Origin of the sequence: Leucobacter sp. G161 (assembly GCF_001482305.1) — a bacterium.
GTDB lineage: Bacteria > Actinomycetota > Actinomycetes > Actinomycetales > Microbacteriaceae > Leucobacter.
On the sequence record NZ_LOHP01000047.1, the window covers coordinates 1 to 24,766 of the forward strand.

Genomic DNA, 24,766 nt, shown 5'->3' on the forward strand with positions numbered 1-24,766 from the left:
GTAGCTCCGCGATCGCTGCCGCCCAGGTGTCGGGGTCGTCTCCTGACACGAGCACGCCGGTCTCGCCGTCGATGACGGCCTCTCGCAGCCCGCCCACGGCGCGAGCGATCACGGGGACACCGCTGGCCGCCGCTTCGAGAGCAACGAGGCCAAACGTCTCGGTCTGCGAGGGAACGAGCACGAGGCTCGCACGGCGGATCCGCTTCGCGAGTTCGGGGCGAGGCAGCGCGCCGTCGAACGCGGTCGTCCCGAGCACCCCCAGTCGAGCAGCCTGGTCGTGCAGGCCACGCGCGTAGTCGTCGCCGTCCGGTGGTGACGCACCGATAATGCGCAGGCTCGGACGTTCCGCAGCTGGGATCGCTGCGACCGCGGCGATAGCGAGGTCGAATGCTTTGAGCGGGTGCAGCCGGCCAACCGTCAACACCTCCGCGAGGCCCCCGTCGCGCAGCCACTCGGCGCGCTCCCGACACTCGTCCTGCGAGCACGGCCGGAAGAGCTCCGCGTCGACGCCGAGCGGGACGACGAGCACTCGTGCGGGGTCGCCGCCGAGATCCGCAACGATCTCGCGTCGCTCGGCCTCGCTCACCGCCACCAGCAGATCCGCTTCGCGCGCAAGCCACCGCTCCCCCGGCAGCCGGCCAGGAGATTCGGGCCGCTCCCCCGGCTGTGCCGAAGCCTCGGCGACCGCGATCGAGTGGAAGCTCTGTACGAGCGGCACCCCGGCCCGCCGTGCGACGGGCAGCGCGGCGATCCCAGAAAACCAGTGCTCTGCGTGCAACAGGTCAACCGGCGCATGCGCGAGCACCCCGGCGAGCGCGGTCTCGAACGCGGGAAGCACCGACTCGTGGTCGCCCTTCGCGAGCAGCCGTGCCGGGCCTGCGTCGAGGTGGATGACGGTGAGGCCGGGTGCGAGCTCAACAACCTCGGCGGCCGTCTCGTCCGCCCGCCGTGTGAAGATTCGCACCGTGTGCCCAGCGCGGGCGAGCGCATGCGCCTGCGCCCGCACGACCACGTTCATGCCACCGGCGTCCTTCGTACCCGGCACGTCGAGCGGCGAGGTGTGGAGCATGACGAAGCCAATGCGCAGTCGCTGCGTTTCCCCGATAACACCCATCATACGAGCGTATCCCCTAGTTCGGCGGGGTGAGTCCCGACGCGACCGCGAGATCCTGCCAGGACATGCCCGTGCCCTTGAAGACGTTCGGGCGCTGCGGGTCGCGCGCGATGTCGCCGCGCACGAGCGCGGCGAGGCCCTGCAGCGCATCCATGTCGAGATTGCCCTCGGCAGCAGCCATGATGACGTCGCCGGCCTCCCGCAGCGCGGTCTCATGGTCTTCGACGACGACAAGCGACCGCCCCATGAGGTCGCCTGGCAGCTCGCGCCGGTCGGCCTCGTGAGAGCCCATTGCCGCGACGCACGCGCCGTCCTTGATGAGTGTGCCGTCGAACACCGGATCCTGCGCAGACGTCGCGCAGAGCACGATGTCTGCGTCCGCAACATCGCCAGGTACGCCCAGGGTCGCGGTGATGCCGAGCTCCGCGAGCTGCGCAATCGCGGGCGCGGTGCGCTCCGGGTTGCGTCCGACGAGCCGAATGTCGGTGAGGTCGCGAATCTTGGTGAACGCAACCACGTGGTCGACGGCCTGCGGGCCGCTGCCGAATACGACAAGCCGGGTCGCCTCGGGAGCCGCGAGCCTGTCAACAGCGACCGCGGTCGTCGCGGGCGTGCGGATCACGGTGAGCGCCGATCCGTCGACGAGCAGCTGCGGGGTCAGTGTCGCAGCATCCATGAGCAGGTAGAGCGCCTGGATACGCGGCAGCCCCTGTGCCGGGTTGTCCGGCGACACCGATGCAATCTTCACGCCCACCGACTGGCCCAGGCTTGACGGCATGAGCAGCAGATGTCCTGCCCCCGCGTCGACCGACTGTCGTGCCGGGTCATCGGCAGGGTTGAACCCCTCAAGCAGTGCGCGCTCGATGAGCCCGCGCGCGGTGTCGGGGTTGATCTGCGCGCGCACCTCGGCGGCGGAGAGGAACGGGAGTCCGGTCGGGGCAATCATGAGGGTTTCCTTCGTGTTAGAACCGGTCGGCGGAGATGCCGCGGAGCTGCTCCGGGCGTGCCACGCCGGTCGCCAGCTCAGCGATGAGCTTGCCCGTCGTCGGGGCGAGGCTGATCCCGAGCATAACGTGCCCGGTCGCGACGAGCACGTTGGGGTGCTTCGAGAGCGGGCCGATAATTGGCACCCCGTCCGGGGTCATCGGCCGCAGCCCGGTCCAGGGCTCGGGCGCCCGTTCCAGGTCGGGCCAGCCCTCGAAGTACGAGTTCACGCCAGTGAGGATCCCGCCGGCGCGGCGCGGTTTGATCGACTCGTCGAGCCCGCCGAAGCCCATGGTGCCCGCGAGACGGACCCGGTCGTTGAGCGGTGTGATCGCGACCTTCGCCTCCGCGAGATACATCGGCTTCGTCGGCCCGCCAGCCACGATCGGAAAATCGTAGCCGTAGCCCTTGCCAGACTGCAGCGGGATGCGTGCGCCGATGCCGCGCAGCACCTCGTTACTCCAAGCGCCGGCCGCGACAACGATCTTGTCGGCGCGCAGCGTCTCCGCCCCGACGCGCACGGTGACCTCGCCACCCGCGCCCTGCTCGAGTGCTGCGGCGGTGCCGAGGCGGATCTCGACGCCGAGCTTGCGGCAGGCGTCCGCGAGCCCGTGCACGAACGAGCCGGGGTCGACCGAGCGATCCCCGCGTGACTCGATGCCGGCGACAACGTTGTCCGAGAGCTCCGGCAGATGCCCGCGCAGATCCTGCTCGGTCATGTGCCGCCACGAGAACCCGGGCAGCTTCCCGTCGAGCAGCTCGAGCTCACGGACCCGGCCGTCGACGTGGCTCGCGTCGGTGAAGAGCATCGCGAGCGGCTCCTGGTGCTGCTCAAACTCGACGCCCTCGGCGGCGAGCTCGTCAAAGTCGGACAGCGCGGTCGCGCTGAGCCCGGCGAGCACCGCCGACCCCTCGCGGAACTTCGCGTCCGTGCAGCTCCGCAGCATGCGCAGCATGAAGCCGATGAAGCTCGGCTTCAGCGACGGCGTGACGTACAGCGGGCTGTCCGGCTGCACCATCCACCTCATCGCCTGCAGCATCATGCCCGGGGCGGGCACGGGCGTCGACATGCTCGGAATGAGCCAGCCGGCGTTGTGCCCCGACGCCTTCGCCGCGAGCGGGGCCTCGTCAATGACGGTGACCTCACAACCCGACTTCCGGAGGTAATAGGCGGAGGCGAGGCCGACAGCGCCGGCCCCGATCACGATCACGCGGGTCATTCGGTGGGTACGCCTTTCGCTACGGGGTGCGCAGAAACGGAGTCTTCGTCAATGACGGAGATGTGTGCGGTGCGGTCAATTGCGGGCTCGCCCTTCGCGCGGCCAATGAGGTAGCCGATGACGCCGCCGAGAATTGCCGGCAGGATCCAGCCGCCGTTATCGGCGAACATCGGCAGCCAAGCAAAGGCGGCGTTGAGCTCGTCGACGAGGAAGCCCGCGGCCTTGACCGCGTCGAGGATTGCGATCGCGCCAGCACCGATCGTGGCTCCGATGTACACGGCCCTGCGGCCGCCGAAGAAGCGGTCGAAGAGTGCGAGCACGATGAGGGTCATGCCCAGCGGATACAGCAGGAACAGGATCGGCAGCGCGGCCGAGAGCACCGCCTGCAGACCGAAGTTCGCGAACACGAGGCCGGCAGCCGCGTGGATCCACACCCAGGTCTTATACGACACCTTCGGGAAGCGCTTCGCGAAGAAGTCGGCGACCGCGGTGAGGCAGGCGACGAGCGTCGTGATGCCGGTGAGGAAGATCACGAGGCCGATCATCAGCACACCCGGGTAGCCGAGCAGGGTGCGCGCGGCTTCCGAAATGACGGTGCCGCCGTTGTCGGGGCGGCCGATCGAGTCGACGCTCGATCCGCCGATCCACGCGAGCGAAATGTGCAGCAGCGCGAGGCCAATGATCGTGATGATGCCGGCCTTGAGGAACGTCATCGAGATGCCCTTGCGGCTCGAAATGCCCTGGCCGCGGATCGACTGGATGAAGACGCCGGCGAACACGAGGGCTGCGAGCGCATCCATCGTGAGGTATCCCTCGGTGAAGCCCTTGATGAAGGCACCGTCGCGGTACGGGTCGACTGCGTCGTGCAGCTCACCCATCGGCGTAACAATCGACTTCACGACGATCACGATGAGCAGCACCGAGAAGATCGGGGTAATCACCTTGCCAACGCGGTCGACAAGCTTCGACGGGGTGAGCGACAGGTAGACGCCAAGCAGCGTGAAGATCACGGAGAAGATGAGCAGCGCCCACGGGCCCTGCGTCAGCCCCTCGCCGAGGATCGGCTTCACCGAGATTTCGTAGACCACTGAGGTGGTGCGCGGGTTCACGTACAGCGGCCCGAGCGCGAGGAACAGCAGTAGGCAGAAGATGAACGAGAACGCGGGGTGCACGCGCGATGCGAGCTGCTCGACGGTGCCGCCCGCCATGGTGAGCGCGATGATCGCGAGCAGCACGAGGCCGACGCCGGTCACGAGGAATCCCGTCATCGGGATCCACATCTCGTTGCCGGCGGCCTGTCCGACCATCGGGGCGAAGATCGTATTGCCTGCGCCGAGGAACATCGCAAAGAGCAGCAGCCCCAGCGCGAGCATCTGGAACGGTGAAAGCTTCTTGTCGCCGGTCATCGCTGGCAGCCGTTCGCCAGGCACGTGATGTGCGGCGTGAAAGTCGTGAGTTGCACGGTCTCCTCCTTGAGGTGGCAAAAATAGGTGCGGGGCGCGAGCGCTCCCGCACGTCGGCTTAATCAAAGCACGTTCAGCCCAGCCCGCGCACCGTGCAAGGTGGCAAATATTTGCGCCTATCATTATCACTATGCACGAACCCTTCGATCGCATTGGCCCGCTCGCTGCCGAACCCCGAACCGCGGTGGGGCTCGAGGAGCTCGTCGCCGCGCTCGATTCCGCGGTACGCGAGGTCGTGCTGCCCCGCCCGGGCGCGAACCCGAGTATCGGCACAGTCGCACTCATCGAACCCTCAGACCTCACCCCGCAACCCTGGGCCGCACCGCACGCAGACCTCGTGCTCTTCGTCGGCGTCGACGCTGACCTCGTTGAGCGGTGGCTCACCGCGCACACGCAGTACCGTTCGCCCGAACGGCCCCTCGCGCTCATGCTCAGGGAAGACACCGATTCCGAGGCCATCAGGGCCGCGGCGGGCAAGGCCCAGATCGCGCTCGTCGTCGTCGATCAGCTCGCACGTTGGGACGTGCTGCTGGCTGCCATGTCGCGCCGCCTCGACCGCGCGCAGCTCCGCGCAGCGGCCACCATCGGCGCCGGCGCCAGCTCGACATTTAGCGACCTCTCGGAGCTCGCATCGGTGATCGCCGAGGGCGCAGGCGGCATGGTGACCATCGAGCGGCCAGACTCGAGCGTGCTCGCGTATTCCCCCTCTGACGGCACCGCCGACGACCTCCGCATTCGCGCGATCCTCGGCCGCGAGGCGCCGGCGGACTCCATGCGGTTGCTCAATGAGTGGGGCGTGATGCGCACGATCCAGACCTCGCGCGAGGTGGTCTCGGTGCCAGCGCATGCCGCGCTCGGCATGCGCCCCAGGCTCGTCACCGGGATTCACTCGCCCTCGGGGAAATTCATCGGCTCGATTTGGCTGCAGGAGGGAGCGCACGGGTTCAGTAGCGACGCGGCGACGATCGTCCGCGGTGGCGCGGGCGCTGCCGCGCGCGTGCTTACCAGGGACGCGGACGCGCCCTCCGCCGCTGAGATGATGCTGCAGCGCGTCTTCGGGGAACACGGTGGCGTCGACGCGGGCACCGCGGCCGCGTTCCTCGAACTCCCGGACTTCGGCGACGCAGCAGTTATCGCCGTCACCCCGTCCCGCACCGACGACCGAGCGGGCCAGGAGGCAATGGCCGAGATTGCGCGCATGCTCCGACTCCACGTCGGTGCGTTCGCGCCCCAGGCCCGCTTCGTACTCATGGGGTCGCGGGCGTACGCCCTCCTCCCCCAGCTCCAACACCCGCACCGCCTCGAGGAGTGGGCGGAGCAGCTTGTGACGCGATTCGATCCACACCCGAAGCTCGCTGGCACCCCGCTCCACCTCGCGCTCGTCGCCCCGGTCGAGGGCTTCGAGCAGGTCGCGGGGGCGCGGGCCGAGGCCGACCGCGTCCTCGACGCCACGCGCGACAGCGACACCCGGGTGACGTCGTTCCGCGCATCGCGGACCTCCGTGCTCCTGCGGGAGGCCGTGCACCTACTCAGCGAGCGGCCTGAGCTCGTCGATCCGCGCATCGCGACACTCGCAGACTACGACCGCCGCTTCGACGCCGACCTCCTCATGACGCTCGACACCTACATCGACGCCGGCTGCAACGCGCGGGAGGCTGCGCGTCTCCTCGACGTGCACCCGAATACGCTGAGATACCGGGTGAGCCGAGCGCAGGAACTCACCGGCTTCGACCTCGCACGGTCCGAGGACCGGCTCCTCGTCGCGCTGCAGCTCGCGATGCGCAGCCGCCTGACCTCATCTGTTCGGGCACGGGGAGCCGCCGTTATGGAGCCACCACTGTGAGCTCGACATCGGGCCAAGCAACGCTCGCTGAGAGCCACCGCGCCGCTGCCGACATCTGTGTATCGTAGGTAACAATCGTGTGCGCCGCCATGCCGATAGCCAGCCCTAAGTGCAGGGCATCCAGAGACTTGACATGGCACCCAATCAACTGGGCACGCCGGACAACGCGATCGTCGATAGTCGCGACCCGGGGAACACCGTCCCAGAGCTCTGCGACCGCGGATCGCAGCTGGGCCGCTAGTTGCCTATTGCCGCTGAGGTGTTCGCGGACCGCAATGCGTTCACATTCGAGCGCGTTGAGATTGCTGAGAACGATACGGTCCCACATGGAGTGGGTGTCGAAGTACTCACTGATCCGCTGGCTTGAGTCATGGTTCGAATCTAGGAGCCGTACGAGCGCGGACGTGTCGACGTAGATCATCAGTAGGTTTCGGCCTCCCGTGTCTCACGCAGCACCTCGGCGGGCCTCCCGCCCATGGGTCTCCGTGCGGCTGCGAACCGCTCGCGGGCCGTTCGCGACTGTGCAGCGACTTCCTCCTCTGCCTGCAGAAGTGCGAGCAACTCACGCGCGGCTTCGACGTTGGCGGGGACGATGTAACTCTGGATTCTCCCGGATTTGCCGAACGTCACTGGCGTGACAAGAACACCATCACGTGACGCACGTAAGATCTGCCCCGAACGTTGGTGTACTTCGCGGGCTGAGACAGGTTTCGCCATGTGTTGCATTCGAACCTCCGGCATGTTGTCCTGACGATTTTACCATCGAGAGGTTGAACGCGTGGGGCCGTCTACACACTCGGGAGGCGGTCGTCAGGAGCGCTCACCACAGCTCAGCCGTCACCGAGCAGGTCGAACAGCTTCAGCGCAAGCGAGATCTCCATCCCGTTCACAGGCTCTCCGCCGCGCTCCTGCTCGAACCGGGCAACCCGCTGCCTGACGGTGTTGCGGTGCAGCCCGAGCACCTCGGCGGTCTTCGAGGAGTTCTCCCCCGTCGCGTAGAACGTGGCGAGCGTCTCGCGCAGGGCGGCGTGCTGCTCGCCGCTGGCCGCAACGGGGCCGAGGATCTCGTGCGTCCAGGTGATCGCGCTCTTCGGGTCGTGCATGAGCAGCGACAGGAACCCGACGTCGGGGTCGCTGAACGCGACGAGCTGCGATTCGCGGAAGCGCTGCGCGCCGAGCGCCACGAGCCGAGCTTTCGTTGCCTGTTCGTGGCTGCGCCGAAAGCCGGCGACACCGTGCGCCGGCACACCAATGGCGACGCGAATGTTGTTCGCCTCCTCCGATTCGGCAAGCTTCGCTACCCGCGCGAGCGTCTCGGCGGAGAGGTCAAGCGTCGGGGTCGCGACCCACGCCCACGCCGTCATCCGGTCGGCCGCGGTGATGAGCGGGGGCTTCGGGGAGCCGAGAATCGCGGCGATTCGGCGAAGCAGCTGGTCGATCTGGCGCTGCTCGTCGGTATCGGAGGTGTCGAACTCGAGCCACGCGATGAGGGCGACGTGGTGCTGCTCGAGGGAGTACTTCGTGCGGGATTCGAAGCCCGCCGCAGAGATCGGCTCACCGCGCAGCGTCTTGAGCACGGCGGCGGCGTTCGTGACCGCTCGCGCCGTCCACCACTTCGCCTGCTCGGCGACATACACGTCGGTGACGTACTGGAGCATCCAGTCGATGTAGTTGTGGATGACGTCCGTGATCCACCGCACGAGGTTCATCTGCTGGTCTTTGTCTTCGAGCCCGAGGCCGTCGACGACGTCGATCCCGCGCCGGACGACAAGCGATTGTCCGAGGTAGTAGGCCCGCGTGAGCGAGCCGAGCTGCACGTCTTGCTGCGCGAGGCGCATCGCGTACTCGACGGCGGCCGTGCTCGGCTGCACCGATTCGATCGCTATGTCGTTCGTCAGGATGTGGCCGATGGTCCACACGTTTCCGTCGACGCTGGCGCGCAACATCTGGATCATCTGCGCATCCTTGTCGAGCCCCGACACCCGCTCCGACAGCAGGTCGGTCATCTCCTCGACAATCTGCGGGGTCATCTCTTGGATGATGTGCCCGACCCGCACGATGAGCTCGCGCATCTCGCGGTCGTGCTCGGCGCTCTCCGGCCTGCTCATGCGGTCACCGTCTCGAGCGGAGTGCGGCTGCCTCGCGCAAGCACGCTGAGCGCGCGGTTCGCCGCATTGAAGCCGCCCATGCCGTGGATCCCCGGGCCGGGAGGCGTCGCCGCAGAGCACAGGTAGACGCCGGAGACCCCGGTGTCATAGGGCTGCGCGCTGAGTCGGGGCCCGAGGAGGAACTGCAGCGGCGATTTTGCACCCGTGAGGATGTCGCCACCGATGAAGTTCGGATTTTCGGTTTCACTCTCGGCCGGCGTGCGCGCGCTCAGCGCGACGATCCGCTCGCGGAAGCCGGGCGCAAAGCGCTCGATCTGCGCGATGATCGCCTCGGTTGCGTCGCCCGTGTAGCCGTTGGGCACGTGTGCGTAGGCGTAGATCGGGTGGATGGAGCCATTTGCGCGCGACGGATCGGCCGCCGCCTGCTGCCCGACGAGCACGAAGGGCCGCTCGGGCATCTGCCCGGCAGCCACCTGTTTCTCGGTGGCGATGATCTCTTCTGCCGTGCCGCCAGCGTGCACGGTGCCCGCATGCGCGAGCTCGGGGTCGCGCCACGGGATCCCGCCGTCGACGGCGAAATCGACCTTGAACGCGGCAGGGCCCGGCTTGAATGAGCGGTACGCGCGGCGCGCGCCCTGCGGCTGCTGCTCGGCGAGGATGCTCGCTGCGGCCCGCGGGTGCACGTCGAGGATCGTAATGTCCCGCGGCGGCAGTTCGTGCAGTCTGGTCACGAGCGTTCCGGTCTCAAACTTCACCCCCATGCCGCGGAGCATGGCGACGAGCGCGTCGGTGAAGCGGCCGGTGCCGCCCTCGACGACGGGCCAGCCCACGGCGTGCCCCGCGATGATGATGCCCGCGCCGATGCCGGTCACGAGCGGGAGGGTGAGCGGCTGCAACGCATGGGCAGCGACCCCCATAAACAGGGCGCGTGCGCGCTCCTCACGGAAGAGCTTCCCGACGAGGGCCGGCGGGGGCCCGGCAACGAGCCCCATCCTGGCGAGCAGCAGCGGGTGCCTCGGCACCCGGAGCATCGGCGACATGATGACGCCGGAGAGCCTGTCGAAGGCGCGGGACGATGGCCCGAACGCCGCTTCCCAGCGCGCACCGTCGCGGCCGAGGCCCGCCGCGGTCTCGGCAACGGAGGTGCGCAGGATCCCGGGCTCGCCCCGGTCGAGCGGGTGCCCGGCATCGATCGGCGCGTAGGCCCACCGCACGCCCATCGCCTGCAGGTCGAGGGTGTGAAAGAACGCCGATCCGGGAGCCATCGGGTGCACGGCCGCGCAGTGATCCTGCACGAGCCCCGCGAGGGGGGACTCGACCGAGCGAGCGCCCCCTCCGAGCTGATCCGCGGCCTCAACGACGGTGACGTCGACGCCCGCGCGGGCGAGCACGGTCGCGGCAGCGAGCCCGTTCGGCCCGCTACCAACTACGACCGCTGTGGTCATCGCTCCCGTACCTCCACAAGCACCTCTGATTCCGCCACGAACTGATTCAGCGCCGCGGTATCAACCCCGAGCACCGCTGCGTCTGGCCCAACAATATCGGTTGCGGTGAAGCGCAGCTGCTCGAACTCGGGCGACCGCCAGGTGACCGTCAGCGGGATCGGGCCGTTCGGCAGCCACGGCTGCTCGGAGACGGCATCCTTCACCTGCCAACGCCCAGTCTCGACGACGCCGAGCGCTGCGTCGATGATCTTGTAGTTCTGGTGCCCGCGCCACAGCGCCTCGGACTCCACCCAGGCAACGATGAACTCGCCCGGCTCGAACTGCGCCTGCTCCTGGATCGCTTCGATGAGCCCCTCGTCGTGCAGGTGCCCCTCACCGAAGTTGAAGCCGAGCATCGCGTTGCAGCCGAACTCGGCCTCGCGCACGCGGCGGTGATTGATGTCTGGCACCCGATCCAGCAGCACGGAGAACAGCCCGCGCCCCTGGCTGTGCAGCGACCGCCAGCCAATCGTCATCTGGAGGAACGTCTCCGCGAGCGGGTACGGCAGCCCCATGGTCTGCAGCTGCTCGATCTGGTCCGTTGTCGGGCGGTACACCCGGCGCAGCTTCTGCTCGGCGTCCGGGTGGATCGCCCAGAGCGCCGACGCCCAGTTGCCGCCGTACTGGCGCAGCGATGCAAGGAACGACACCTTATCGGGGCGGATCGAGCCGAAGATCACGAAGAACAGCGGGATCGCGATCACCGCGAACGGCAGCCACGGCTGCGACATGTCGAACACGCTGAAGCCGGCCGAGTTCGGGTAGCCGATGAAGAAGATGAGGGCGCAGATGGCGAACAGCATGTTCCACTCGAGCGGAACCGCGAGCGGGAACGTCGAGATGATGAACAGGCAGAAGCCCACCATGAGCAGCGTCGCGAGCGTCACCGTGAGCTGGCCGCCAAACGACGAGCCGACGACGAACAGCATCACGAGGGGAGCCCCGATCTCGACGATCGTGCCGAGCACGTGCGCGATGAGGTGTGCGGGGCGGCTCGGCCGGAGGTCTGCCCCGTCGAAGTCCTTGTACATCGACTTCTTCAGCCAGCGCGGCGGCCAGAACGGGGTGTTGCTGAGCATCGGCGGGATGACGAGGCTGAAGTGCCGGTTGAGCTTCGAGAAGCCTGCACCGACCCAAACCGTGACGAGGAAGATCTTCAGCGCGATGATCATGTCTGTCACCTCGAAGAAGCCAGGGAACACGATGAAGAACACGATCGGCAGCAGGTACTGCTCCGCGCGGGCCGCGAGGAAGATCGTCTTGTCACGCAGACCGATGAGCAGCAACAACACCACGGCAAACACGAGCGGCGTCGTCTGGATGAGCTGGAAGCTCTCGGCGTGCTGGGAGAGCCAGGTCGGTACGCCGTTCGCGGGGTCGGTGAGGAACACCTGGAACCGGCCGAGAGCGGGCAGGGATGCTGCCGTCTGTCCCGGCGAGAAGAGTGCGATGCCCATCGCGAACAGGAATCCGAAGTACAAGAACACGTCGAAGACGGTACGGCGGTTGCCGCCCGTGAACGGGATCCACTTGTACGGGCGCATCTTGATGGTTCCGGGACGCGCCCAGAACAGGATCCCCCCGGTGAGTGGGCCGAACTTTCCGGCGAGCGGCCCCCAGGAGCCCGCGACGCCGATTGCGTCGAGCAGCATCGTCATGACGAGCAGCTTCTGGTACACGATGGGGTTCATCCACCACGAGCCCGGGTCGAGCGGATTGAGCTGCGAGGTCAGCGTGACGAGCAGCAGGCCGCCGATGAGCCAGGCGCCGAATACCTTCGCGAGGTACAGCACCGAGATGTTTTTGGCCGCGCCGAAACCCCACTCTGCCCACTGGGCAGTGAGGACTTTCAGGCGCTCCTGCAGCGGGCGCTGGATGAACGTTTCCGGTTCCACATTGGGGAACCGATTATCTGTAAAACCCATGACAACTCCTTTGGTGACAGGTTTTCTGGCGAACTACGGGTGGTGTGCGGCGTGTTTTGGGTGCCGCAAGGAAGGGCGTCACCCGGGCGTTCGCCGGGGACCCCTGTGTGAGTGGCGGGGCGCCGCTAGACGCTCACCGCCACGGGCTGAACTGCGGCGACCGGCGCGGTGCGCCGCCGCAGTTCGGGTTTGTCGATCTTGCCGACCGGATTACGTGGCAGGTCCGCAACGATCTCCAGGCGAGCAGGCACCTTAATCTTCATGAGCCCAGCAGCGCAGTGCGCGAGCAGTTCCTCGCTGCTGACGCTCGCCCCGGGCTGCGGCAAGACGTACGCGACCGGCACCTCGCCGAGGGACGCGTGGACGGCACCGACGACGGCAGACTCGAGCACGGCTGGGTGCTGGGCGAGGTGGGCCTCGATCTCCTTCGGGTACAGGTTTTCGCCCCCGCGAATGATCATGTCCTTGATGCGATCCACAATCTTGAGGTAGCCATCCCCGTCGAGCACACCGACGTCACCGGTGCGAAGCCAGCCGTCAACGATGGTCTCTGCGGTCGCGTCGGGCCTGCCGAAATAGCCGCGCATAACGGTTGGGCCGCTGATCCAGACCTCGCCGCGCTCCCCCGTCGGCACTGCCGCTCCGAGCGAATCCACGAGCTTGATCTGTTGGCCGGCGATGGCCGGGCCGACAGTGCCGAGCTTGTGCGGGCCGCGCAGCGGAATGCATGCCGATGCGCAGGTCGATTCGGTGAGGCCGTAGCCCTCAATGATGTGCAATCCGAAGCGGTCGCCGCTGAGTTGCAGCAGCTCTGCCGACACGGGGGCCGCGCCGCAGATCACAAAGCGCACCGAACCGAAGTCGGGCTGCTGCTCGGCGGGGAGTTCGACGAGTCGCGCGAGGATCGCCGGAACCACCGAGAAGTACGTGGGTTGGAACCTGGCGACTGCGTCAACCAATACCGCGGGAGTGAACCGCTGCATCACCACGGTGGACCCGCCGACGAGTATCGGTGCGAGCCAGCTCACGCAGATCGCGTTCACGTGGAACATCGGTAGCACCACCAGCGCACGATCCACCGCGGTGAGCTCGAGGTGCTCCGCCAGCCCGCTCGTCATGGCGTGGAGGTTGGCGTGGTCGAGCATAACGCCCTTCGGTTGTCCTGTGGAGCCGCTCGTGTAGATGAGCAACGCGAGCTGCGAGGGCGGGGTGACCGGTGTCGGGACCGTGCCGCTGGCGCTCGTCCGCATCGCGGAGACATCGAGGCGAGTCACATCCAGAGGCGTGTCCGCGGGGAGCACCTCGGCGGAGGTGAGCAGCAGCTTCGTCGTCGAGTCGGCGAGCTGGTACTGCAGTTCGCGGCCCGTGAAAGTGGTGTTGATGGGTGTGGCTACGGCACCGAGCAGCCACGCCCCGAGGATGCCGAGCAGCAGTTCGACGCTGTTCTCCAGCATGATCCCGACGACGTCGCCCTCGCCGATGCCGGCCTCCGCGAACTGCTCCGCGGTAGCGCGGGCACGAGCGTCGACCTCTTGATAGGTCAGCATGCCGCGCTCGTCGCCGAGGCATTCGTGGCGTGTGCCAGCTGCGGGAGATTCCCAGAGTAGGTGTTTCAGCCTCATTGCCATCCTTTCCCAGTGGTCCTCAATGACCGGTTTCCGGGGTGCACTCGCAATGCTACGAGGCAGATTCTGGGCCGTCCTTGCCGTTGTTGGCCCAGCTCTGCGCGCACAGTGTGCAGTTTGCATATGCGCGCGCGAGCAGTCAGATGTGCGGCACTTTTGGGGCGACTACGATTACGCTCACCGTCACACCCCGAGGAGAGTTTGCACCGTGTCCCACACGCCCTTCTTCCGCACCCCGAGCGCCCGCAGGGCGATCCTCCCCCTCGCGGTCGCTGCAACCCTCACATTGCTCGCAGGGTGCGCCGCTGAGCCTCCCGCTCCCACCCCCACACCGGCACCCCCGACGCCCTCGTCCGAGCCGAGCGCGCCGGCAACGCCAGACCCGCAGGCGAACGCGGATCTCGCCGCGGCGATCGCCGCGAACGACGGGCCCGCGACACTGTCAGCGATCGAGCGCGGAGCCGACATCGAGTTGCGCGGCGAGGGCGGAATGACCCCACTCATCGCGGCGACCAAAGCAGGCGCCGTCGCAGCGGCCACGGCGCTCATCGAGGCCGGCGCCAACGTGAACACGCAAGACGACATCCAGGACAGCGCCTACCTGTACGCTGGGGCCGAAGGCTATGCAGAGATCCTCGCGCTCACGCTCACGCACGGAGCTGACCTCGCGAGCACGAACCGGTTTGGCGGCACCGCGCTCATTCCTGCCGGCGAGCACGGCCATGTTGGTGTGACGAAGCTGCTGCTCGAGGCAGGCATCGATCCCGACCACGTCAACGACCTCGGCTGGACCGCGCTCCAAGAAGCGGTGCTCCTCGGAACCGACGGGCCGGAGCATCAGGAGACCGTGCGGCTGCTGCTCGCAGGCGGTGCAGACCCTGATCTTCGCGACGGCGAGGGCAACACCCCGCTCGCAAATGCCGAGGCGCGTGGCTCGTGGGCGCTGGCGGAGCTCATTCGCGGTGCGGGCGGCGGGTACTAGGGGGCGACGTCAGCTCCCGAGCATGCCGCGTCGAATGAGTTCGCCGTGCGGGTCATTCCCCGTGACGAGCCGCCCACGAAGATAGGTGCTGCGCACCACACCCGACAGCGCTCTGCCGGCGTACGGCGTGATCGGGTTCTTGTGATGGAGCTTGGCGGGGTCAACAACGAACGCGTCGTCAGCAGCAAAGATGACGAAGTCGGCATCATTCCCCGGCGCGATCATCCCTTTGCCGGTGAGACCGACGTTCGCGGCAGGCTTGGTCGACATCCACGAGATGACCTGTTCGAGCGACACACCGCGGTGACGGGCCTCGGTCCAAATCACCGGGAGCTCGAGCTGCAGCGAGGACACCCCGCCCCACGCCACCGCGAAGTCACCGTTCTCGGGGTCCTTGAGTTCGGGGGTGGACGGCGAGTGGTCAGAGGCAATGTAGTCGATCGTTCCATCGAGCAGCCCCTCCCACAGCAGCTCACGGTTGTGCGCCTCCCGGATTGGCGGGCAGCATTTGTAGGCGGTTCCGCCCGCGGGGATCTCCTCTGCGGTCAATGCGAGGTAGTGGGGGCACGTCTCGACGGTCAGCCGCACACCGTCACGTTTCGCTGAGCGAATCATCGGCAGGGCGTCGGATGACGACAGGTGCAGAATGTGCGCCCGTGCCCCCGTCCAGCGTGCACGCTCGATCACCTCCGAGATCGCAAGGTTCTCGGCTCCGCGCGGCCGGGAGTGGAGGAAGCGGTCGTACACGTCCCCCTCGGGTGACGGGGCGCGGTCAATCGCGCGCGAGTCCTCAGCGTGCACAATGAGCATCGCGTCGTAGGTGAGCAGTTCACGCATGACTGCTTCCATCTCGTCAGCGTCGAGAGGTGGAAATTCGTCGACACCCGAGTGCAGCAAGAAGCACTTGAATCCGAACACACCGGCGTCGTGGAGCCCACGCAGGTCGCCAATGCTGCCGGGAATCGCGCCACCCCAGAATCCGACGTCGACGTGAGACTGCGGCGCAGCCACCTCTCGCTTCGCTTGCAGCCCCGCGACGTTCACGGTCGGGGGGATGCTGTTCAGCGGCATGTCAACGATGGTCGTCACCCCGCCAGCAGCAGCCGCACGCGTCGCCGAGTCGAAGCCCTCCCACTCAGTACGGCCCGGCTCGTTCACGTGCACGTGCGTGTCAACGAGCCCGGGGATGAGTGTCTCATCATCGCCGAGGTCGATCGTTTCCTTGCCCACCAGGCCGTTGCCCAATGGTTCGAGCGCAATGATCCGGCCGTTGCGCACTCCGACCTCACGCGGCCGGATCCCCGACGTTGTGACGACGCGCTCACCCCGAATGACGAGGTCGAAGGCATCATGCTGGGGCTGGGTATCAGTGGCGTTGGTCACGGGGACTCCATCGTCGATTCTGCGGTGCGTCTCATCCGGAAACACGGTGAGCACCCCCTTATTATGGCGTGTTGATCGCGTCGGCTGGCTGCTTGAGCAGGATCGTCGCGGTGGGGGCATCCTCTGGGCATTCAGCCAGCTCTTCGAACTCGTTGATCGCGTCGATCGACGTGCCACTCATCGAGATGTTCGTGATCCGTTCGAGGATGACCTCGACGACCACGGGAACTTGGAACTCACTCATGAGATCCTTCGCGCGGATCAACGCCGCTCCCAGATCCTCGACCTCGCGCACACGAATCGCCTTACAGCCGAGCCCCTCGGCGACCTTGATGTGGTCGACGCCGTACCCCTCCGTTTCCGGGCTGTTGACGTTGTCGAACGCAAGCGAGACGTGGTAATCCATTTCGAAGCCGCGCTGCGCCTGGCGAATGAGACCGAGATACGAGTTGTTGACGACGACATGAATGTACGGCAGTTTGAACTGGGCGCCGACCGCAAGCTCTTCGATCATGAACTGGAAGTCGTAGTCCCCTGACAGCGCGACAACCGGCGTGTGCGGGTCGGCGACGACCACCCCGAGGGCGGCCGGCAGCGTCCACCCGAGCGGCCCGGCCTGCCCGCAGTTGATCCAGTGCCGCGGCTTGTAGACGTGGAGCATCTGGGCACCGGCAATCTGCGACAGCCCGATGGTGGTGACGTACCTGGTGTCGCGCCCGAAGGCCTTGTTCATCTCCTGGTACACGCGCTGCGGTTTGATGGGCACGTTGTCGAAGTTCGTCTTGCGTTGCAGCGTTCCCTTGCGGTCCTGCGTCTCGGTGACCCACGCGCTGCGATCGGGCAGCGTGCCTGCGGCCCTGCGCTCGAGTGCGGCCGCTAAGAGGCCGTCGATCGCCGCCCCGGCATCGGACACGATGCCGAGATCCGGCGAGAACACCCGCCCGATCTGCGTGGGCTCGATGTCGATGTGCACGAACTTGCGCCCGGCCGTGTAGACGTCGAGGTCGCCCGTGTGGCGGTTCGCCCACCGGTTGCCGAGCCCGATCACGAGGTCGCTCGCGAGGAGGTTCTCATTCCCGTAGCGGTGCTGGGTCTGCAGCCCGACCATGCCAGCCATCAGTCGGTGATCGTCGGGAATGGTGCCCCAGCCCATCAGGGTGGGGATGACCGGGATGTCAAGCGCTTCGGCGAGCTCAACGAACGCGTCCGAGGCGTTCGCGTTGATAATGCCCCCGCCGGCAACGATCACCGGTCGTTCTGCTGCGTCAAGCATGGCAAGCACGGTGTCGATCTGGGCCTTGCTCGCGGCAGGTCGGGCGATCGGCAGCGGCTCATAGAGATCGATATCGAACTCGATCATGGTCTGCTGCACGTCGATGGGCAGGTCAATGAGTACGGGGCCCGGTCGACCCGACCGCATGAGGTAGAAGGCCTGCTGGAACGTTCCGGGAACCTGCCCAGCCTCGAGCACAGTCTTCGCCATCTTCGTCACTGGTTTCGCGATTGAGGCGATGTCGACGGCCTGGAAATCTTCCTTGTCGAGCTTGGCCACCGGCGCCTGGCCCGTGATGCACAAGATCGGGATCGAATCGGCGGCTGCCGAATACATGCCGGTGATCATGTCGGTGCCGGCGGGGCCAGACGTACCGACGCAGATCCCAATGTTCCCCGGCTGTGCTCGGGTGTACCCCTCAGCCATGTGCGAGGCACCCTCGACGTGCCTGGCGAGCACGTGTTTGATGCCGCCGTGCGCACGCATCGCGGAATAGAACGGGTTAATAGCGGCGCCCGGGAGGCCAAAAGCCTGCGTCGCGCCTTCCTTTTCGAGGATGAGGACCGCTGCATCAACAGCGCGCATCTGTGCCATGAGGTGAATCCTTTGTGAGACTGGGACACAACGAGTGTGCCGTCGAGGCGGGGCTTCGTTGCCCCTGGGTTATGCCGGGGCCGGTGCGACAGAAGTGTGAGTTCTAACGGTAGGGTTCGCACCGGCTCCGGGGTCTAGTGTCAGGCGCGCGTCGAGCGGCCCGAGAGTTCTTCGACGAGGAGGAGCAGCGCCGAGTGGTCGAGTGAGCCGTAGCCCTTCGCGCGGGCCGCCGCCATAATCTGAGCGGTCGCTGCGCCGAGCGGAATATGCACGCCCGCCTCGCGCGCGGCGCTCGTCACGATGCCGAGATCCTTGTGGTGCAGGTCGATCCGGAATCCCGGATCAAATTCGCGAGCTCGCATTGAGGCCCCCTTGCGCTCAAAGATTGTGTTTCCGGCGAGTCCGCCGGCGAGGACCGCAAATGCTGCCTCGGTGTCGACGCCGTGTGCTTCGAGGAACACGAGCGACTCGGCGACAAGTTGAATGGTGCCGGCGACGATGAGCTGGTTCGCAGCTTTCACGGTCTGACCTGAGCCGGCGGGGCCGACGTGCACGATGGTGGTGCCGACCGCCTCAAGAATCGGGCGGAGCTCGGCGACGTCGGCGGCATCGCCGCCGACCATGATCGAGAGCACGCCTTCGACCGCTCCCGCTTCGCCGCCGGAAACGGGCGCGTCGACGGCGCGAATACCACTCGCTGCGGCGTCGGCCGCGAGCCGCGCGGAGACATCCGGCCGGATCGATGAGAAGTCGACCCAGACGGAGCCCGCCTTGGCGTTCGCGAAGATGCCGTCTGGGCCACTCACGACAGCTTCAACGTCTGGGGAGTCCGGCACCATCGTCAGGATGACGTCCGCCGCAGCGACTGCCTCCGCGACCGAGGCGGCCCCGTTGCCACCAGCCGCAACGAGCGCATCAATCTTTGGCTGACTGCGGTTGTATCCGGTGACGGAGTAGCCAGCAGCCAGAAGGTTCTTTGCCATGGGGAGGCCCATGATTCCGAGGCCAATGAAGGCGATATTCGACATGTTCTGCCTTTCTCAGTGTGTGGGAGACGCGGGGTCTATCCGAAGTTCTTGGTCCAGGCGAACGGATCATCCGTGGCCTGCTTGTACTCGAGGCCGATATGGCCGGCATAGCCGAGTTCACGGCTTCTCGCGATCCAGCGCGCGAGCGGCAGGTCGCCGGTGCCCGGCTCACCGCGCCCTGGTGCGTCAGCAATCTGAATGTGTCCGAAGTCTGCTGCGTGCTGTTCGATGACAGCGGCAACATCGTCACCGTTGACCGCAAGGTGATAGAAATCTGCGAGCAGCTTGACGTTGTCGACGTCGAGCTTGGCAATGACTTCGAGGGCCTGCGCAGCGGTGGTGATGGGGTAGCCGGGGGCCCCCGAGACGGGCTCGAGCAGCACGACTCCGCCGATGCGCGCGACGCCCTCGGCCGCCGCCGTGAGGTTCTTCAGCGCCAGTTCGTCTTGCGCCTCGGCGGCGTGCTCGGCCTGCCGCAGCCCATACAGCGCGTTGAATGCGCGGGTGCCGAGGCGCTCGCCGATACCAACGACAACGTCGATGTTGTCCTTGAATTCGCCGCACCGCCCCTTCCAGGAGACGAGACCGCGGTCGCCCGCGGGCATGTCACCCGCAAAGAAGTTCAGCCCCGTGAGCTGCACGCCCGCGTCTTCAATCGCACGCACGAAGGCATCGACCTCGGCGTCAGCCGGAACGGCCTCCGCGAACGGCCACCAAAACTCCACCGCATCAAACCCAGCCGCTTTGACCGCAGCCGGGCGCTCAAGCAGTGGCAGCTCCGTGAGGAGGATGGATGCGTTGACGGTGTACAACATGTGATCAACCTGACTTCCTTGTGCAGGGCGAATCGCTTCGCCGATCGCGACTTCCGTTTCGCTTCTGCTCTCGATTAGAACTTTCACGATGTGGAAGAAAACTTCTATGTTATGGAATTATCGTAGTTCGCCGATCCGGCGATGTCAATGGCGAACGCGCAGTTTCCTCACGACACAACAGCGCCGGGCCGACCCCTGAACTACGGAGTCGGCCCGGCGCAGTGATGCAGCGAACTCAGAGTTCGATCTGGCGGTTCACATCCTTGTACAGCAGGTAGCGGAACTTCCCCGGGCCGCCCGCATAGCAAGCCTGCGGACAGAAGGCTCGCAGCGAGAAGTAATCGCCGGCCTGCAGCTCCACCCAGTCGTCGTTGAGGCGGTAGACCGCATTCCCCTCGAGCACGTAGATGCCGTGCTCCATGACGTGAGTTTCCAGGAATGGGATCTTCGCCCCGGGCTCAAATGTCACGACGGTCACGTGCATGTCGTACGCAAGGTCGTCGGGATCGAAGAATCGCGTAGTCGACCACCGACCGTCAGTCCCCTCCATAGCGCCCGGTGTGATGTCGCCCTCGTTCCCGATGAGCGTGCGAGGCGTCAGCCCAGCAACAGGCTCATATCGCTTTCGGAACCAGTGAAACTGTCCGGCGACCTCGCCCGTATTGCGTAGCTTCCAGGGGGTGCCCGCGGGAAGAAACCCGTAGCCACCGGGGCTCAGCGAGTGGTCCTCACCGTCAACCCAGAGCGTGAACTCGCCCGACAGCACAAAGATGAAGCCCTCGACCTCGGCCTGCGGCTCGGGCGCATCCGATCCGCCGCCGGGCTCAACCTCAAGAATCGCTTGGGCAAACGTCGTTGCACCTCCCGCGACCGGTCGATTGAGAATCCACGACCGCGTCTTTTCCCAGCCGGGGTAGAAGCTCGTGACGATGTCTCGCATGACCGAGCCGGGAATGACGGTGTACGCATTCTTGACGATCGCTGCAGAGCCCAGGGAGTCGGTCTGCGGCGGCATCGTTGCATCGACCGTTGCGTAGCTAGGCGAATTCATCGTTCCTCATTTCCTTCGTTCGTGGTGGCGACGCCGCTCTGGCCGCGCCTCGGGTAGGCAATTTCCAACAGTGCCTGCGGGCTGATACCGACAGTGTCGGCAAGCTCAGCCTGCGAGACTGCCCCTGATTGCAGGCCTCTCGCGAGGAACGCTGCGAGCGGCCTCGCGGTCGCTGGTTCGTCGAGGAAGCCTTCGGTGTTTTGCTCGACGTAGTTTCGCAGGCGCGTCGACACCTCGGTGACGCCATGCCTGAAAAAGGCATAGCTCGCGGCAAACCGGCTCGGGAGATGCGCGGGGTGCAGATCCCAGCCCTGATAGTAGGCACGCTCAAGCGATCGCCGCACGAGCCGCCCGTGCAGCTGCCACGTCGGCACCGGGCTCGCACTGTCTCCCGCAGGGATCACGTTGGTCGAGCCGTCAGACAGGCGCACACCCGTACCAGCCACCGCGACCTGCATGACCTCCTTGGCGAAGTCAGCCGCGGGGTGTTCGAGCGACTGCTGCGCCGCTGCAACACCCAGCGAAGCGGAATAGTCATAGGTGCCGTAGTGCAGCCCGGAGATCCTGCCAGCGCCGCGGCGCAGAAAGCGAGCGATCGGCAATGTTCCGTCAGCCGCGATAATCACCTGCGGCGTCTCAATCTGCACCTCAAATCGCAACTGCCCTGGGGCGAGCCCGAGGTCCTGTTCCAGCCGCTCAACGAGCATCACCATGACGTGCACCTGCTCGACCGTTGACACCTTCGGCAGCGTCAGGATGAACCCCGCGGGCTGTTCACCAGCACCGATCTCCTCGACGAGCGCCGTCAAGAACAGGTCGAGGGTGCGCATGCCGCGCGTTCGCGTATCTGCTTCGAAACACTTAAATCGGATCCCCACGTACGGTGGCGCGCTCCCGGCCGCGAGATCCGCAGCGAGCGTCCGAGCAGCTGTGACCGCCGCCTCATCCTCGGCTTCGTCGCCGCGGTCACCGAATCCATCTTCAAAGTCGATCCGCAGATCCTCGATGGGTTCAGTCGCGAGCTTCTCGCGCACACGGTCAATAACCGCGTCACGCTCACCCGTGGGCAGCTCGAGCGCATCGGCGAGCGCCGCGTACCCACCGGCTGTCGCGACGTACTCCTCCGCCCGTCGCCCCCACTCCTGCGCGATCCCGACGCGGTAGTGCTGCGCCGGGATATACACAGTGTGGATCGGTTGGCGTGCGCCATCATCACCCGGGTAGGCGGTTTCGAGCAGCTGATCCGTGGGAGTCAGCCATTCAGTTGCAACCTCGAAATCACGCTCCGTGAACGTCGTCCGAAACGGTTCAGCCACTGTTACCTCCAACTCGCTCGCGGCATGCCGGGAGCGTATGAAACGACGCGTACTCTTCGATGAGAACGCTTCCATTCTCGCGCATTGCGATCTCCGCCATCGTCTCGGACCCGCGCTAGTTGCCGGCCGGCGCTGCGGCTGAGGCGCGCGCAGTCTCGACGATTGCCGCCGCGACGTCTCGGGTTACCTTGCGATCAAACACACTCGGAATGATGAAGCTCGGGTTGAGCTCCTCGTCCGAGACGTTCTGGCTGATGGCCCGTGCTGCGGCGACGAGCATCTCATCCGTAATATCCGAGACGCCTGCGTCGAGCAGCCCACGGAAGACACCGGGGAAGGCAAGCACGTTATTGATCTGGTTCGGGTAGTCGCTGCGGCCCGTCGCAACGACGGCCGCGTGCTGACCCGCAACGGCAGGATCGATTTCAGGGTCGGGGTTCGCGAGCGCAAACACGATCGCGTCAGACGCCATGCTCTGCACGTCCGCTGCGGTGAGCACATCCGGCGCAGACACGCCAATGAACACGTCGGCGCCGCGGACCGCGTCAGACAGCGTGCCGGTCACGTTCTCGGGGTTCGTGTGCTCGGCGATCCACTTGCGGTGCGGATCGCTGTGCTCGTGGTCGCGCGCGACGATGCCCGCGCGGCCAGCCGCGACGATGTGCGTCACACCGGAGGCCTGGAGCAGCTGGATGATCGCGTTGCCTGCGGCGCCAACACCCGAGACGGCCACGCGGATGTCTTCGATCCGCTTGCCGACCACGCGCAGCGCGTTGTTCAGGGCAGCGAGCACGACGATCGCGGTTCCGTGCTGGTCATCGTGGAACACGGGAATGTCGAGTTCCTCGCGGAGCCGCGCCTCGATTTCGAAGCAGCGCGGTGCCGAGATGTCCTCAAGGTTCACGCCGCCGTAGACGGGCGCGATCGCTTTGACGATCATGACGATCTCTTCGACGTCCTTCGTATCCAGGCACACGGGCCAGGCGTCGACGTCTGCGAACTGCTTGAACAACGCTGCCTTGCCCTCCATCACCGGCAGCGCGGCCTCGGGGCCAATGTCTCCGAGCCCAAGCACCGCCGTGCCGTCGGTGACGACGGCGATCGTGTTGCGCTTCACCGTGAGGTTTCGTGCGAGCGAGCGGTCTTCGGCGATAGCCTTCGAGACCCGCGCAACACCTGGGGTGTAGGCACGTGAGAGATCGTCACGGTTGCGCAGCTCGAGCTTCGGGACGACCTCGAGCTTGCCTCCCAAGTGAATGAGGAAGGTGCGGTCGCTCACATGCTCGACCTCGACGCCGGACACCGCGTTCAGCGCCGCAGTCACTTCGTCAACGTGGGCTGGTGACGAGGTGTTCGCGGTCATATCGATCACCATGGATTCGGGATGCGATTCCACGACGTCCACTCCGGTGATCTGCGCGCCGGCCGCGCCTGCGGCTGCGACGATTTCGCTGGTGACCGTGTAGCCAGACGGGGTCTTGAGCCTGATGGTCACGGAATAGCCGGGACTGGGAGTTGCCATGATGATCCTCCTCGATCTGCAAACGTTTGTGGGCGAGTGCCCGAACCACAACTTCCACGATGTGGATATATATTTCTGTTGTGTGGAATAATAGTACGACTCGGTGACGCCCCTGGCAAGCACTATTCGCTGACGGACCCCGCACTGCACCGTGCCCCTGATGCCCGGTATGACGTCCCCGTGCACAAAGCACCCCCGCCGGGTACTGTGAACGCAACAGCAAACACGAAGGAATACCCCATGGCATCTCAGACTCAGGGCGGCGTACAGTCCGTGGAACGCGCGTTTGACCTCCTCGAGGTGCTGACTGACGCCGGCGGTGCGCTCTCGCTGAGCGACCTCGCAGACCGCTGCGCACTGCCGCTGCCAACGATCCACCGCCTGGCAAAGACCCTCACCGGTCGCGGATACATTCGTCAGCTGGGCGACCGGCGCTATGCCCTCGGTACCCGGCTGATGCGGTTCGGTGACGGCGCAAGCACACAGCTCGGGGTCTTTGCGCGGCCGCAGCTGGCCGCCCTGGTCTCCGAGCTTGAGGAGTCCGCAAATATGGCCGTTCGTGAGGCCGACCAGGTCCTCTATATTGCGCAGGTCCCGTCGCCACACACGATGCGCATGTTCACCGAGGTCGGCAAACGCGCACCCATGCACAACACTGGTGTTGGCAAGGCCATCCTGTCGCAGCTCGACGAGCGCACCGTGCGGAGCATCGTGACGCAGGCTGGCATGCCTCGCGCAACAGAGAAGAGCATCGGCTCGATCGAGGTGCTGCTGCCCGAGCTGGAGCGCATTCGCGAGCGCGGCTACGCCATCGACGACAACGAGCAGGAAATTGGGGTGCGCTGCTTCGCCGTCGCCGTCCCGAACGCTCCCACCCCGATGGCAATCTCGGTCTCCGGGCCGACGTCTCGAGTCGACGAGGCGTTCGGGCTGCGCGCGGTGCCGCTGCTGCAGCGCGCCGCACGCACGATCTCGGAGTCGTTCACGCAGTGATCCGCGAGGCCGCGCACGCGTAGGCGTGCCAGCCCCACGGCAC

At 66.2% G+C, this 24,766-nt stretch carries 19 protein-coding genes; 3 read left to right on the top strand and 16 right to left on the bottom strand.

What is annotated here, in order from left to right:
• From AUL38_RS04540 to brnQ, 4 genes are all read right to left on the bottom strand, one after another.
• A partial coding sequence (locus AUL38_RS04540; RefSeq protein WP_059059526.1) for a glycosyltransferase occupies nucleotides 1-1,114 on the bottom strand: 1,114 nt, incomplete at its 3' end.
• A gap of 16 nt (nucleotides 1,115-1,130) precedes the next feature.
• Nucleotides 1,131-2,060 (bottom strand): ornithine cyclodeaminase family protein, encoded by a 930-nt coding sequence (locus AUL38_RS04545; protein WP_059059528.1) that lies wholly within the window; start codon nucleotides 2,058-2,060, stop codon nucleotides 1,131-1,133.
• A gap of 16 nt (nucleotides 2,061-2,076) precedes the next feature.
• Nucleotides 2,077-3,318 carry an FAD-binding oxidoreductase gene (locus AUL38_RS04550; RefSeq protein ID WP_059059530.1) on the bottom strand — a complete coding sequence of 414 codons (1,242 nt, stop codon included), beginning with the start codon at nucleotides 3,316-3,318 and terminating at the stop codon, nucleotides 2,077-2,079.
• Complete coding sequence (gene brnQ / locus AUL38_RS04555) at nucleotides 3,315-4,724, bottom strand: branched-chain amino acid transport system II carrier protein (RefSeq protein ID WP_059059532.1); 1,410 nt, start codon at nucleotides 4,722-4,724, stop codon at nucleotides 3,315-3,317. The genes AUL38_RS04550 and brnQ overlap by 4 nt, the downstream gene beginning before the upstream one ends.
• A 187-nt stretch (nucleotides 4,725-4,911) precedes the next feature.
• On the opposite strand from brnQ, the gene AUL38_RS04560 reads away from it, so the two are divergent.
• Nucleotides 4,912-6,624, top strand: coding sequence for a CdaR family transcriptional regulator (locus AUL38_RS04560; RefSeq protein WP_059059535.1), 1,713 nt, complete (start codon nucleotides 4,912-4,914; stop codon nucleotides 6,622-6,624).
• On the opposite strand, the gene AUL38_RS04565 is transcribed toward AUL38_RS04560, so the two are convergent.
• The 5 genes from AUL38_RS04565 to AUL38_RS04590 all read right to left on the bottom strand — a co-directional run bounded on the left by AUL38_RS04565 (nucleotide 6,605) and on the right by AUL38_RS04590 (nucleotide 13,763).
• Nucleotides 6,605-7,045 (bottom strand): type II toxin-antitoxin system VapC family toxin, encoded by a 441-nt coding sequence (locus tag AUL38_RS04565; protein WP_059059538.1) that lies wholly within the window; start codon nucleotides 7,043-7,045, stop codon nucleotides 6,605-6,607. The two genes, AUL38_RS04560 and AUL38_RS04565, sit on opposite strands and share 20 nt — an antisense overlap.
• Nucleotides 7,046-7,454: 409 nt before the next feature.
• Complete coding sequence (locus AUL38_RS04575) at nucleotides 7,455-8,732, bottom strand: CdaR family transcriptional regulator (RefSeq protein WP_059059542.1); 1,278 nt, start codon at nucleotides 8,730-8,732, stop codon at nucleotides 7,455-7,457.
• Entirely contained in the window at nucleotides 8,729-10,177 is a 1,449-nt protein-coding gene (locus AUL38_RS04580; protein WP_059059544.1) for an NAD(P)/FAD-dependent oxidoreductase, read from the bottom strand. Before AUL38_RS04580 ends, AUL38_RS04575 begins: the two co-directional genes overlap by 4 nt.
• On the bottom strand, nucleotides 10,174-12,141 hold the full coding sequence (locus AUL38_RS04585; RefSeq protein WP_083506590.1) for a DUF3556 domain-containing protein: 1,968 nt from the start codon (nucleotides 12,139-12,141) through the stop codon (nucleotides 10,174-10,176). Before AUL38_RS04585 ends, AUL38_RS04580 begins: the two co-directional genes overlap by 4 nt.
• Before the next feature lie 125 nt (nucleotides 12,142-12,266).
• Entirely contained in the window at nucleotides 12,267-13,763 is a 1,497-nt protein-coding gene (locus tag AUL38_RS04590; RefSeq protein WP_059059546.1) for a class I adenylate-forming enzyme family protein, read from the bottom strand.
• A 211-nt stretch (nucleotides 13,764-13,974) separates the two neighbouring features.
• Here AUL38_RS04590 and AUL38_RS04595 point away from each other — a divergent pair, with 211 nt between their 5' ends.
• Nucleotides 13,975-14,748, top strand: coding sequence for an ankyrin repeat domain-containing protein (locus AUL38_RS04595; protein WP_235590606.1), 774 nt, complete (start codon nucleotides 13,975-13,977; stop codon nucleotides 14,746-14,748).
• Between the two features lie 9 nt (nucleotides 14,749-14,757).
• On the opposite strand, the gene allB is transcribed toward AUL38_RS04595, so the two are convergent.
• From allB to AUL38_RS04630, 7 genes are all read right to left on the bottom strand, one after another.
• Complete coding sequence (gene allB, locus AUL38_RS04600; RefSeq protein WP_059059743.1) at nucleotides 14,758-16,131, bottom strand: allantoinase AllB; 1,374 nt, start codon at nucleotides 16,129-16,131, stop codon at nucleotides 14,758-14,760.
• A 61-nt stretch (nucleotides 16,132-16,192) separates the two neighbouring features.
• Nucleotides 16,193-17,998 carry a glyoxylate carboligase gene (gcl, locus tag AUL38_RS04605; protein ID WP_059059548.1) on the bottom strand — a complete coding sequence of 602 codons (1,806 nt, stop codon included), beginning with the start codon at nucleotides 17,996-17,998 and terminating at the stop codon, nucleotides 16,193-16,195.
• A gap of 140 nt (nucleotides 17,999-18,138) precedes the next feature.
• Nucleotides 18,139-19,026, bottom strand: coding sequence for a 2-hydroxy-3-oxopropionate reductase (locus tag AUL38_RS04610; protein ID WP_059059550.1), 888 nt, complete (start codon nucleotides 19,024-19,026; stop codon nucleotides 18,139-18,141).
• A gap of 35 nt (nucleotides 19,027-19,061) precedes the next feature.
• Nucleotides 19,062-19,841, bottom strand: a complete 780-nt coding sequence (locus tag AUL38_RS04615) for a hydroxypyruvate isomerase family protein (protein ID WP_059059552.1) — start codon at nucleotides 19,839-19,841, stop codon at nucleotides 19,062-19,064.
• 235 nt (nucleotides 19,842-20,076) lie between these two features.
• The gene (locus AUL38_RS04620; RefSeq protein WP_059059554.1) at nucleotides 20,077-20,892 is read right to left on the bottom strand and encodes a bifunctional allantoicase/(S)-ureidoglycine aminohydrolase; all 816 of its coding nucleotides are present in this window, start codon (nucleotides 20,890-20,892) and stop codon (nucleotides 20,077-20,079) included.
• On the bottom strand, nucleotides 20,889-22,208 hold the full coding sequence (locus AUL38_RS04625; protein ID WP_369795294.1) for an aldolase/citrate lyase family protein: 1,320 nt from the start codon (nucleotides 22,206-22,208) through the stop codon (nucleotides 20,889-20,891). The genes AUL38_RS04620 and AUL38_RS04625 overlap by 4 nt, the downstream gene beginning before the upstream one ends.
• Nucleotides 22,209-22,323: 115 nt before the next feature.
• A complete protein-coding gene (locus tag AUL38_RS04630; protein WP_059059556.1) occupies nucleotides 22,324-23,730 on the bottom strand; it encodes an NAD-dependent malic enzyme in 1,407 nt (468 codons plus the stop codon).
• A gap of 240 nt (nucleotides 23,731-23,970) precedes the next feature.
• Between AUL38_RS04630 and AUL38_RS04635 the strand changes: the two genes are divergently transcribed.
• Nucleotides 23,971-24,723 carry an IclR family transcriptional regulator gene (locus AUL38_RS04635; RefSeq protein ID WP_059059557.1) on the top strand — a complete coding sequence of 251 codons (753 nt, stop codon included), beginning with the start codon at nucleotides 23,971-23,973 and terminating at the stop codon, nucleotides 24,721-24,723.
• Nucleotides 24,724-24,766 lie beyond the last annotated feature (43 nt).